This is a genomic window from Allobosea sp. 2KB_26 (assembly GCF_052115715.1).
Lineage (GTDB): Bacteria > Pseudomonadota > Alphaproteobacteria > Rhizobiales > Beijerinckiaceae > Allobosea.
The window spans coordinates 16309-28190 of record NZ_JBFRHE010000018.1; the positions used below are offsets into that span (position 1 = coordinate 16309).

Genomic DNA, 11882 nt, shown 5'->3' on the forward strand with positions numbered 1-11882 from the left:
TGAATGCTAGCTCGACTTCCACGGGGCCGGACCTGCCAGGTCGAAAGCTACCTGAAAGCCCAGGACGTCGAGAAGAACCACGAGCAACTCGACTCGCAGCGCGGTTGATGAGGGGCCAGGTGCGACCCTTGCCGCATCCGGCATTTCACGTAGAGTCGCTCGGCTCAGGTTGTTCATGCCGGTGTCGGCTGAAGAAGCGGCGGCGGGGGCTCCATGCGGAATGTGACCAGGCCGGACAACGCGCAGATGGGCCGCTCTCTGGCAATATGGGCGGGCCTGCTTTTGCTGGGAGCGGCCTTACCTGCGCAGGCCGACCCAGCCGAGGCACCAAAGTTCACGCCTCCAGGCTACAAGCTTTTTCGCTATGACGAGGACTATCGCTACCTGCGGGATCCGGCGAACCGGACGGACCTGTGGGACCCCGTCAAGTATATTCCGCTGGGAGGGGTTGATTCGTCTTGGTACCTCGGCTTCGGGGGCGAACTCAGGGCCCGGTATGAATACTACTCGAACCCCAATCTCGGATTACAGGGGCAGAAGCCGAACGGGTACCTGCTTCCGCGCGTGCTGTTACACGCCGATCTGCACGCAGGCGAGTATCTTCGCGCGTTCGTACAGTTCGGGAGCCATCTCGCGCCGTGGAAGGATTTCCCAGCTCCGCCCTATCTCGACCGCGCGGACCTGCAACAAGCATTTATCGATCTGCGATTGCCCCTTGGCGATAACGTCGAACGCAATCCATTCCTGCGCATCGGGCGCCAGGAAATGGCGTTCGGATCGCAGCGTCTGGTCTCGATCCGCGACGCTCCCAACGTTCGGCGCAATTTCGATGGCTTCAGGTTGAGCGCAACGCTCGAAGGCACAAGTCTCGATGCGTTCGTGACACGACCGGTGCTGCAGCGGCGGGACAGCTTTGACGATGCGTCAAACCATGCCCAGGCCTTCTGGGGCCTCTATGCGACGGTGCCGCTAAATATTGTGACTGGCGGCCGTCTCGACCTGTATTATCTGGGTTTCGAGAACGAGCGGGCGCGGTACGCGAATGCGGCGGGGGAGGAACGTCGCCACACACTGGGCTCCCGTTTCTTCGGCGCAGCGGCGGGTTGGGATTGGGATTGGGAAATCCTTGGCCAGGTCGGAACCATTGGCCAGCAGGATATTCGGGCATGGGGTCTGTCGACGGACACCGGGTACACGCTGGATCTGGCCGGTGGGAAATTCAGACTTGGGTTGAAAGCCGATATCGGTAGCGGCGACAAGAATGCCACTGACGGCACACTTGGCACATTGAACCCACTTTTTCCGAAATTGGCCTACTTCAACCAGGCCGCGCTGCTGGGACCTTCGAATGTGATGGATCTGCAGCCGACGCTCAGCTTCAAACCGACATCTAATCTGACTTTCAGTGTCGGCTACGATTTCCTTTGGCGCAACACGACGGCCGACGCAGTCTACACTGGTGCAGGAGCTCCGATCGCCGGAACTGCGGGCCGTCCGGGGCGATTTACCGGGCGCCAACTTACGGTCGATGCGTCCTGGCAACTCAATCGCCACATCCAACTGGATGCGGGTTATGTCCATCTTGATGCCGCAAGTTCGTTGCGCCGGGCTGGGGGGCACGACGTAGATTTCACCTACCTTTCAGCTGCCTACAAGTTCTAGGCGTTCAATGCGTTGAAAACGTCACTACTCGGATATGTCTGGGTTCTCAGTGCTGTGGCGCTCTCGTCGGGATGCGTCGGAGGCATGCCGCGATCTGCGGTGCCCGCTCCGCTCGCGCCGGCGGCCGTCGTCGAGGGCGTAAAGCTTGCGCGTTTCTGGGGTGACAAGCCGGGCGCAGACATTAGGGCCGCCGTCGCCCTTCAGTACGAACAGACACGGCGTGCCGTGCTATCGGGAAAACGCCCCGCACAGGCTCTCCAGCGCGCAGATTTCCTTGCGATCTCGGGCGGCGGTGCCGACGGAGCGTTCTCGGCCGGCTTCCTGAGCGGCTGGAGCAGGCGAGGGGGCCGACCGGCGTTCGAAGTGGTGACAGGTGTCAGCACGGGCGCGCTGGCAGCCCCGTTCGCCTTTCTCGGCCCAAGGCACGATCGGGAATTGGCTGAGGTGTTTACGGCCTATGGCGATCGCGACATCTATGTCGACCGTGGGGTCGTGGGGCTGGTCAGCAACGGCCTTTACGATAATGCACCTTTGCGCCGACTGATCGCGCGGTACATGAGCGACGAGTTGATTGATGCGATTGCGCACGAATATGGCATTGGCCGCAGACTGCTCATTCAAACCACCAACATCGATGCGCAGCGACCGGTGATCTGGGACCTGACTGCGATCGCTGCAAGCAATCGTCCGGACCGGCGTGATCGGATGATCGATATCCTGCTCGCGTCGGCCGCGCTCCCAGCCATATTCCCGCCCGTGCGCCTCGACGTGCTTGCCGACGGGGTGCCGCACCAGGAACTACATGTGGATGGGGCGACCGTCTCACAGGTGTTTTTTGCCCCGCCGGACCTGCGCCTTTCGGATTATGAGAAGCGGTACTTCGGCCAACCGCGCGCTCGCACGTTATACCTCATTCGCAATGGCCGCTTGGGGCCCGAATACGCAGAGACGCAGGAGACGACGATTGGCGTCGCACGGCGAGCCATAGAAACGCTCGTCAAGTATCAAACAGTCGCCGACCTGACCCGCTTACAGTCCCAGGCGAGAGCGGCGAACGGAACGATCTACTTTGCAGCAATCCCACCAAGCTTTGGTCTGATGCCGAGATCCGAATTCGATCAAGCGTATATGCGACAACTGTTCAAAGTTGGCCGGGACGAAGGGGAAGCGGGCCGGTGGCAATCCCAGGCGCCCCGGACTCCGGCATCCGCCCACTAGGTTTCTGCGGCAGTCGCCGCTAATTCGGTTGGACGCTGAGCTTCTGAGCGGCTGTCCAAAGCACGGCCGCCCCTAGCAGGGCCGATGCAATCGAGGCCGCGAAGACGGCGATCTTGGCGGCGGCGAAATCGCCGGGATCGAGAAAGGCCTCGCCAGCGATGAAGAGCGACATCGTGAAGCCGATACCTGCGAGCGCGCTCGCGCCGGCGAGCTGAAGCCAGGAATACTCCGCGGGTTTAGTCGCAATACCGACGCGGACAGCCAGCGCTGCCGCTCCTAGCATTCCAAGCGGCTTGCCGAGCACGAGCCCCGCGGCGATCGCAAGCACCAGCATGCCGCGTCCGTCGAGGACGTCGGTCGAGATGACAACACCGGCATTCGCCAGCGCGAACAGAGGCAGCACCAGATAGCTCGAACGGGCCCCAGCGTGCCGCAGCAGCCTGTCGGCGGGTGATTCAAGGCGGTCGTGGATCGCATCGAGTGCGCGCAGCGCCGGGGTGGATGGCCCATGGCGCAGTACTTCGGCGCCATGGGCGGCTTCCGCGAGCATAATCGAATTAGCCTGTGCCGTCAGGGCAGCGAGATTGGCTGGGGGGCGGGTCGGAATAAAGAGAGCCAGCACGACGCCGGCCAGCGTCGCATGCAGGCCCCCAGCATAGATGCAGGCCCAGAGAGCGACGCCGACAAGCGCGTAAGGGGTGACGCGATAGACATGAGCGCGGTTGAGGGCCGCAAGCCCGCCGGTCAAAGCCAGCGCGGCTATCAGGTAACCAAAGTGGAGTTCGCCCGAGTAGAAAAACGCGACGACGATGATCGCCCCGATATCGTCGACGATGGCGGCAGCGGTAAGGAAGATGCGCAGCGCGATCGGGACCCGCGCGCCCATCATGGCGATGATCGCAATGGCGAAGGCAGTGTCGGTCGCCATCGGCACGCCCCAGCCATGCGACCAGGGGCCGCCCGGCAGGACAAGGACGTACAAGGCGGCCGGAACCACCATGCCGCCGATCGCGCCGGCGATCGGCAGGGCAGCGGAGCGACGGCCGGCGAGATGGCCGACAGTGAACTCGCGCTTGATCTCCAGACCGACGACCAGAAAGAAGACTGTGAGCAGGCCGTCATTCACCCAATGCTGGATCGACATGCCGAAGCGGGCCTCTCCGAAGGAGAGCGCCGCCTCGCGATGCCAGAAGGCCTCGAAAGCCGGTCCCAGCGGCGAGTTCGTCAGGGCGATCGCGAGGATCGTCGCCAGCAGCAGCAGGATTCCGGCCGAGGGGCCCCAGCTCGCGAAGTCGAGCGCGGTGGCGCGGAAACGGTGGCCGAGGGTCCCCAGCATCGCATCGAGAAAGGAACTCTCGTCCCAGGGACCGTCATAGCGGCGCTCGTTGATGAAGAATGTCGGCGTGAACCGCACGCCGCTGGCATGCGAGCTGATGATGTCGGCCTCGACGCGGGCAGCGGAGCGCTGTGCTTCCAGCGCCTCGCGTTCGGGATTCAACTCGGAGAGACCGAGATCGCGGGCGACCGCCTCGAGATCGTCCTCCGTCAGTACCTGCGAGCGGGTCATCAGCTTGACATGGGCGGTCCAGAACTGCTCGGCGGTCTGTGCACGCTCAACGAGTTCGGCGGCGCGCAGCGCGATATCGCTGTCGGTCAGCGGCCGATGACGGAAGACGTATCTCAGGCGCTCGCCGAGCTGGTCGCGGACTTCGGCGATGCGCTCATTGGCGGCCCGGCAATACGGGCAGGCATAGCTGCCATATTCGACCAGTGTGATCTGCGCGCGACCGGGGCCAAGGATATGATCGACTGAATCGTCGACCGAGCGGTCGAGCCGGTTGGCATCCGCGGTTTGCGACACTCCCAGCGCCCCCTGCCTCTCTCTGCGGATGCCGTGCAGAACCGTCTGCGTCGGCTTCCAGCCAAGTGGTTTCCGACACATGGTAGCCGTAGCAAAGGGCTTGCGTCAGCATTGGGTTGGGCGGTGCCGCCGAATGCCGGATCACGGGGACGAGGGATCAGCGATGACACGACTTCTGGGAATCTCCGGCAGTTTGAGGAAAGCTTCGTTCAACACCGGGCTCCTTCGTGCCGCGATCGACCTGGCGCCAGAAGGCGTGACGCTGGCGGCAGGCAGCATCCACGGAATTCCCCTCTACAACGGCGATGATGAAAGGGAGCTGGGTATCCCGCCTGCGGTGCAGGCGCTCAAGCAGCAGCTCGCCGAAGCGGACGGCCTGTTGCTGTTCACGCCTGAGTACAACAACTCGTTGCCGGGCGTGTTCAAGAACGCGATCGACTGGTTGACCCGGCCGGGTTCGGATATCGAACGGCTGTTCGGCGGCAAGCCGGTCGCCGTGCTCGGCGCATCGCCGGGCGGCTTCGGGACCGTACTCGCGCAGGGTGCCTGGCTGCCAGTGTTGCGCACGTTGGGGACGAAACCATGGTTCGGCGGCCGCATGCTGGTAGCGCGCGCGCAGACCGTATTCGACCCGGAAGGTCGGCTGACAGATGAGGCAACACGCCAGAAGCTGGCGCAATTCGTTCGCGGCTTCGCAGCATTCACCGCCAAGCCGTAGTTTCAACCTGCGCGGCACGGATGCTGCGCGGTGGACATTTGCCGCACGGTATCAGCACCATCCATGCTTCTGCGTGGGCTGGTGCGATCGAAGGAAGAGGTGGTTCGGTCCACACGCTGGCGCCACTTAGTCGATGTCCCCCAGCCTGGTACCCGTGCGGACTTACCGCGGCAGGAGTACCTGCTTCGTCGATGTGCCGCCCCTTTCGACGGCCACGTAAGCATCGATCGCATTGTCCAGAGACCAAGTTTCGACGGGAGGCGGCTGCAAATGGCCGAGCTCGAACCCAACCCGCATTGCGTCCATCATTGCCGCGATTTGAGGACCCGTGAGTTTCATGGTGTCGACGCCGATCAGGTGCTGGAGGTTGTGGTAGAAATCGACGAGATCAAGTTCGACGCGGCGCTTGCCTCCACTCGCAATAGCAACCTGGCGACCGCCGACGCGCAACGACTTGATGCAAGGTTCGAACAACGCCCCACCCACCGTATCGAAAACCACATCCACGCCCTTGCCGTCGGTCAGCGCTTTAACCTCGGTCGGCAGGTCCTTCTCTCGAAGGTCGATGAACATGTCTGCGCCCGAGGGCCTGTCGATGATATCTGCGCCAATAACGCGCGCGCCCTTCCAATGAGCGATCTGGGTCACGGCCCGGCCGACCGCACCTGCGACGCCGGTGACAAGCACGACCTCGCCGGCCTGGATGTTTGCACCATCGACCAGCCCGGACCACGCGGCGAGATAGGGAACTCCGATCGCCGCAGCCTGCTTCATTGAAAGATGGGACGGCTTCTCGGACAACGCGTCGGCGGCCACGACGAGATACTGCGAGTGAGCGCCATCGCGGGTGACGCCAAGTCCCGCTCCGCTGCCCCACACTTCCTTGCCCTCCCAGCCGCCGCCGGAAACGACGACGCCGGCATAATCCCGCCCCGGAACACGCGGAAGTGACGCTCCGAACCAGCCGGCGACATTCTTTACATCGCTCGGATTTATGGCCGCCGCGTGCAGTTCGACGAGAACTTCACCCGGCCCCGGTTTGGGGAGGGGAGCGTCTTGAAGGGCTAGGACCGAGGGTGGTCCGTAAGCCTCGAACCTGAGGGCCTTCATGGTTCGCATCGACATTCTCCAGAAAGTACTGTGCACGGCGCTTGGCGGCATGGGTGCGTCTCAGGGTCACTAACGGCCCGCTGACTTCAGTCTGCTGCGGGCCGATTGCGAGACCGGTTCATGCCACGTTGGCGGTGTCGGCCTGCTTCGCGAAGCCCAGCGCCGGATCGATGAAAGTCGCCGGCGGCGGCGAGCCCCAGAGATTGATCCAACGGTCCGCGAGCGACGGCGAAATCGTCCAGCTGCGTGGTTCGTAGAGAAGGTCGTTGTCGATGCGGTCCATGCCGACCGACATTTCGACAACGCAGCCATTGGGATCGACATAGTACTGGAAGACGTTGCCGCCGGCGCCGTGCCGCCCAGGCCCCCACAGCAGCGAGCGGTTCTTTAGGACCAGCCCGTCTGCGATGCCGGCAAGATCCTCAAGCGCATGAAAATCGAAGGCATAGTGATGCAGTTCGCCATCGCCCGGGCAAAGCGCAACGGTGTGGTGATAACCATCCGCCGCCCGAAACCAGCGGAATTCGTCGCCGCCGGTGCGATCCGAGAGCTCCATGCCGAGCAGCTTGACCAACAGATCACTGAAGGCGAGCCGGTCGGGAACCTTGAGATTGACGTGCTCGATGCGTTTGGCACGCGCACCAGGTCCAATATGGCGCTGTGCCTGATCGCGCGCGACCGGCGTGTGGACCTCGAAGATCGGCCCCCAGGGCGTCGCGAACCGTATGGCACGCTCGATGCCGTCATGCAGCGGCCTGTCATCCAGGATCTCCAGTCCTTCCGAGCGCACCCGCCGTCCGATCTCGTCGACCGCCGCGGCATCGGACGCTTCAAGCCCGATCGCCAGCGTGGCGCGGCTTCCGCCCCGGGTCAGCGCGACTTCCCAACGGCGCTCGTTCGAAGAGAGGAAGACGGTGTCGCCGCGCCGACCAGTGATCTTGAGGCCGACGAGGTCGGCGAGATCCCGCGCTGAACCGTCCGGATCGGGCGTGGTGAAGGCGACGAAGCCCATCTGACGAATGAGGTGGCTCATGGTGTTTCTCCTGAGAATATCTGCTGCCGGGTTTTTAGGGCGCGTGCCCGAGCCTCAGCGTGCGTTGACGCTGAAGCCACCATCGATGTTCAGCTTGGCGCCATTGATGTAGCGGGCGCGGTCGGATGCGATGAACAGCGCCAGATCGGCGACCTCATCGACCTCGGCCCAGCGCTCCATGAAGATGCCGCGCTCGCGGCAGAAGTCGGCGAGGAACTGCTCGCGGGTCTTGCCTTGCTGCTTTGCCAGGCCGTCCGCCCATTCCTCGCGGAACTCGGTACCGACCAGTCCCGGCACGATGGCGTTCACCGTGATGCGTTCATTCCAGAGATCCTGGGCGAGATAGCCAGTCGTGTGGATCAGCGCGGAATTGTTCAAGCCATGCAGCATGGCAGGCCGCCAGACCGCAATGCCTGACGAACCGGTGATGTTGATGACGCGGCCAGTGCCATCGCGTGCCATCATCGGAAGGAACTCGCGAATGACGCGCAGCGCGCCAAGCGTCTTGACCTCGATGAGTTCGCGCCACTCGTCATCGTTCCACAGAACCTGCCTGTCATTGCGCGTGACAGGGGCGCCAGCGTTGTTGATCAGGATGTTGAGAGTTGAAAACCCTGGCTCCGCCCGCAGGGCCTGCGCAGCCGCGGCAACAGATTCCGCTTGCGTGATGTCAGCCGAGACCGTGACGACGGACACACCTGTTTCCTCGCGGATTTGCCTTGCGGCCTCGTCCAGACCTTCGCGACCGCGCGCGAGCAACGCCACATTGACGCCTTCTCGCGCCAGCGCCCGTGCAATGCCCTTGCCGATGCCTTTGCTGGCTCCGCACACCAAAGCGGTACGCCCTGAAAGCCCCAGTTCCATGAGATGTTTCCTTGACTTGATGTCGTGAAGTTCTGCAGCGCTCTCAGCCGTGCAGGTAGGCCTTGATGAGACTGTCGTCCTCGAGGACGGCTTGCCATTCGCCGCGCTTGATCTCCTGCGCGACCCGGCCGACGGAGAGTACATAGGCCCGGTCCGTCATCTCGGCGGCGATGGTGATGCTCTGCTCGACCAGCAGGATCGCCATGCCCTGGGTCCGGAGGTTGTTGAGAACGCCGAGGATTTCCTTGACGATTTTCGGGGCGAGCCCCGTCGTGAGTTCGTCGAGGATCAGGAGGTCGGGCTGAAGGAGCAGGGCGCGGGCAATGGCGACCATCTGCTGCTGCCCGCCAGAGAGCAGCCCGACTGAGGTATGGTAGCGCTCCTTCACTGCGGGAAAGAGCGTCAGCACCTCCTCGAGGCTGAAGCGGGGAACGCCTGCTGAAGCCTTTCCGCCTGCGCTTTCGGCCAAGCGCAGATTGTCGCGGACAGTCAGCTCCACGAACAAGTTTCTGTTTTCGAGCACAACCGCGATGCCGCGCTCCGCCCGTCGGTGCGGCGGCAGGTTCGTCAGATCGGCGCCGTCCTTGAGAACGCGACCGGCCATCGGCTTCACCAGACCGCAGAGAGTTCGCACGAGCGTCGTCTTGCCGGCCCCGTTGGGCCCGACGATGGCGACCGCCTCGTCCTTGCCGATTGACATGTCGATACCGTGCAGCACGGGCAAGGCGCCGTAGCCGGCTTGTAGAGATTGGATCTGCAGCATCGCTCAGCCTCCCAGATAGGCTTCGCGCACGCGGGGATGGGCCCGGATCGCGGCCATCGGCCCGGATGCGATGATCTCGCCGAAATAGAGGGCGTGCACGGTGTCCGCGATTGTCATCAGCCCCATGTCGTGGCTGACGAGGAGGATGGTCATGCCCTCGCTGTTGAGCATCGCGATCCAGCCGCGCAGTTGCTCGATCTCCTCGGTGTTGAGGCCCGAGGAAGGCTCATCGAGCAGCATGAGCCGGGGCGCTCCGACATAGGCGCGGGCAAGCTCCACGACACGGCGCAGACCGGCCGGGAGGCGCCCGGTTTGCTCGTCCAGAAGCCTGTCCAGCCCGAACTTGCGGCACGCCTGCTCGGCGGTATTGCGGAGTTGATCGAGCTCGCGCCGGGCGGCGGGAGTACGCAGCATGCTCGCGATGATGCCGCTGCGACCTTGCTGGTGCAGGCCGACCATCACGTTTTCCAGCACCGACATGCGCTCGAACACCTTCGGCGTCTGGAAGGTGCGCATCAGGCCGTGACGAGTGCGCGCCTGGATACTGTCGGCTGCGATGTCGCGCCCGGACAGCAGAACCCGGCCAGCCTTGGGGCGTAAAAAGCCTGAAACGATGTTGAAGCAGGTGCTCTTTCCCGACCCGTTCGGGCCGATCAAGCCGACGATGCGGCCTTGCGGAACGGCAAAATTGACATCGGTCAGCACTTTGAAGCCGCCGAAGCTATGGGCGATGCCTGACAGCTCCAGCGTCGCCGGCAATTGCGCCTGATCCGCGGTGAAGGGCTTCAGATCGACGACAGCAGTCATCAGGCGACCCTCCGTTTCAGGAGCCCTACGAGGCGATAGGCTCCTCCCATCAGCCCCTCAGGCAGGAGGGTGACGACCAGCACGAGCGCCAGGCCGAACAGAACCTGGTGAATGTCGCCGAGACCGCTCAGGAGTTCGGGAACGAAGGTGACGAACAACGCGCCGGCAATGATCCCCCAGACCGATGTCGAGCCGGCGACCACCGGGATCAAGAGGAATGCGATCGAGCGTTCCACGGTGAAGCTCTGCACGCTGATGTAAGACACGTAGTGCGCGAAGAGTGATCCGGCGAGCGAGCCAAGGATGGCGCAAATGACGAACATCGCCGTCTTGAGAATGTGCATGTCGACGCCCAGGACCTCGGCCGCTGGAGCGGCGTCGCGCATGGCGCGCATCGCGAGGCCTGGGCGCCCACGGACGAGATTGTCGGCGAGGAGCAACACGAGGATCGCGACCGGCCAGACCAGGTAGTAGATCCGCTCAGGCGTATCGAAGGCGAAGCCGAATATGCTCAGCTTGGGAATACCCCCGATGCCGAGCGTGCCGCCGGTCAGCCAGTCCCATTCGAAGAACAGAACATTGCCGATCAGGCTAAGGGCGAGCGTGGCGAGGGCCAGGAAGAATCCGGTCAGGCGCAGGATCGGCCATCCGACCGCGACGGCGATCAGGGCGCTGACCACCATACCGGCAAGGAAGCCGGCCGAGCTCGGCAAGCCGAGTTGCACCGTGACATAGGCCGAGCTGTATGCGCCGATGCCGTAGAAGAGTGCTTGCGCCAGATTGACGATCCCGCATTGACCGAGCAGCAGCCCGACACCAAGACCGCCAATCGTGAAGAGCCCGGCGAACACGAAGAGATCGATCAGATGTCGCGACAGCAACTGCGGCGCGAGAGCCCAGGCCAGGACAAAAAGAAGAAGGAGCAGGGGGGTACGAAGGTTGGCCATAGCGCTAGCCTCCGATCCGTCCGACACGACCCAGCAGGCCGTTCGGCATGACGATCATGATGACGATCATCATCGCCAGCGCGATCACGTCCTTGTAGCCGGACGGAAAGCCGACGACGGCGAGGGATTCGAGCAGCCCGAGCGTGACGCCGCCGAGTACCGCTCCGAGCGGGTTGCTCAATCCACCAAGGATCGCGGCCGCGAAACCCTTGAGCGTCAGCGCAATGCCCATGTGGTAGTTCACCGCGATCAATGGAGCGACAAGGATGCCTGCGATTGCCCCGACCGTGCCGCCGAGCAGGAAGGTCAGGGAGCGCATCCGCTGAACATTGATGCCGTTCGTGGCAGCGCCGTCGGGATCCATGGACGCTGCCATCATCGACAGGCCAAGCAGCGTCCTGCCGTAGAAGAGGCGCAGTGCAACGACGACGATGATCGCGGCTCCGATCAACCAGAGCGCCTGGATCTGCAGAAAGGCATCGAGGATCTCGATGACGCCTTCCTCGCCCCAGCTCGGCAGCAGATAGGAGTTACGGCCTGCAAGGTAGAGCACGGCCGCGGACAGCGTGACCGCAAGGCCGATGGTGAGCAGCAGGAAGCTTTCCTCTCCGGCTCTCTGGCGCATCATAGGCTGCACAAACAGACGGTCGATGATGAGGCCCACCGAGGCACCTGAGACGACGCCCAGAAGGATCGACAGGCCATAGGGCAGGCCGGCGGGCTCCAGTGCGAAGACGGTGACCATCGCGCCGATCACGGCGAATTCGCCCTGCATCGCGTTGATGATCTGGGTGCCCTTGAAGATCACGGCGAGGCCTATGCCGATCAGCGCATAGACGAAGCCGTTGGTGATCCCGGACAGGATCGCCTGCATGACGAGACTGGCTGACATGATGAGA

Annotated in this window: 11 protein-coding genes; 3 read left to right on the forward strand and 8 right to left on the reverse strand. The window is 63.3% G+C overall.

Annotation, left to right across the window (positions count from 1 at the left end; all coding sequences use genetic code 11):
• Positions 1-213 precede the first annotated feature (213 nt).
• On the forward strand, positions 214-1662 hold the full coding sequence (locus AB4099_RS29665; protein WP_441480733.1) for an alginate export family protein: 1449 nt from the start codon (positions 214-216) through the stop codon (positions 1660-1662).
• An 84-nt stretch (positions 1663-1746) separates the two neighbouring features.
• Entirely contained in the window at positions 1747-2880 is a 1134-nt protein-coding gene (locus AB4099_RS29670) for a patatin-like phospholipase family protein (RefSeq protein ID WP_441480734.1), read from the forward strand.
• Between the two features lie 19 nt (positions 2881-2899).
• Here AB4099_RS29670 and nhaA read toward each other — a convergent pair whose 3' ends face one another.
• Complete coding sequence (gene nhaA, locus AB4099_RS29675) at positions 2900-4741, reverse strand: Na+/H+ antiporter NhaA (protein WP_441480735.1); 1842 nt, start codon at positions 4739-4741, stop codon at positions 2900-2902.
• 163 nt (positions 4742-4904) lie between these two features.
• Between nhaA and AB4099_RS29680 the strand changes: the two genes are divergently transcribed.
• Positions 4905-5459 (forward strand): NADPH-dependent FMN reductase, encoded by a 555-nt coding sequence (locus AB4099_RS29680; protein WP_441480736.1) that lies wholly within the window; start codon positions 4905-4907, stop codon positions 5457-5459.
• Positions 5460-5621: 162 nt separating this feature from the next.
• Here the strand turns inward: AB4099_RS29680 and AB4099_RS29685 are convergent, their stop codons facing one another.
• From AB4099_RS29685 to AB4099_RS29715, 7 genes are all read right to left on the reverse strand, one after another.
• A complete protein-coding gene (locus AB4099_RS29685; protein ID WP_441480737.1) occupies positions 5622-6620 on the reverse strand; it encodes a quinone oxidoreductase family protein in 999 nt (332 codons plus the stop codon).
• Positions 6621-6687: 67 nt separating this feature from the next.
• Positions 6688-7602: a VOC family protein gene (locus tag AB4099_RS29690; protein WP_441480738.1), complete on the reverse strand. Its 915-nt coding sequence runs from the start codon at positions 7600-7602 to the stop codon at positions 6688-6690.
• A gap of 54 nt (positions 7603-7656) precedes the next feature.
• A complete protein-coding gene (locus tag AB4099_RS29695) occupies positions 7657-8466 on the reverse strand; it encodes an SDR family NAD(P)-dependent oxidoreductase (protein WP_441480739.1) in 810 nt (269 codons plus the stop codon).
• Positions 8467-8509: 43 nt separating this feature from the next.
• The gene (locus AB4099_RS29700) at positions 8510-9229 is read right to left on the reverse strand and encodes an ABC transporter ATP-binding protein (RefSeq protein WP_441480740.1); all 720 of its coding nucleotides are present in this window, start codon (positions 9227-9229) and stop codon (positions 8510-8512) included.
• Positions 9230-9232: 3 nt separating this feature from the next.
• Positions 9233-10036 carry an ABC transporter ATP-binding protein gene (locus tag AB4099_RS29705; RefSeq protein WP_441480741.1) on the reverse strand — a complete coding sequence of 268 codons (804 nt, stop codon included), beginning with the start codon at positions 10034-10036 and terminating at the stop codon, positions 9233-9235.
• A complete protein-coding gene (locus tag AB4099_RS29710; protein ID WP_441480742.1) occupies positions 10036-10983 on the reverse strand; it encodes a branched-chain amino acid ABC transporter permease in 948 nt (315 codons plus the stop codon). Before AB4099_RS29710 ends, AB4099_RS29705 begins: the two co-directional genes overlap by 1 nt.
• A gap of 4 nt (positions 10984-10987) precedes the next feature.
• Positions 10988-11875 (reverse strand): branched-chain amino acid ABC transporter permease, encoded by an 888-nt coding sequence (locus AB4099_RS29715; protein WP_441480743.1) that lies wholly within the window; start codon positions 11873-11875, stop codon positions 10988-10990.
• Positions 11876-11882: the final 7 nt, after the last annotated feature.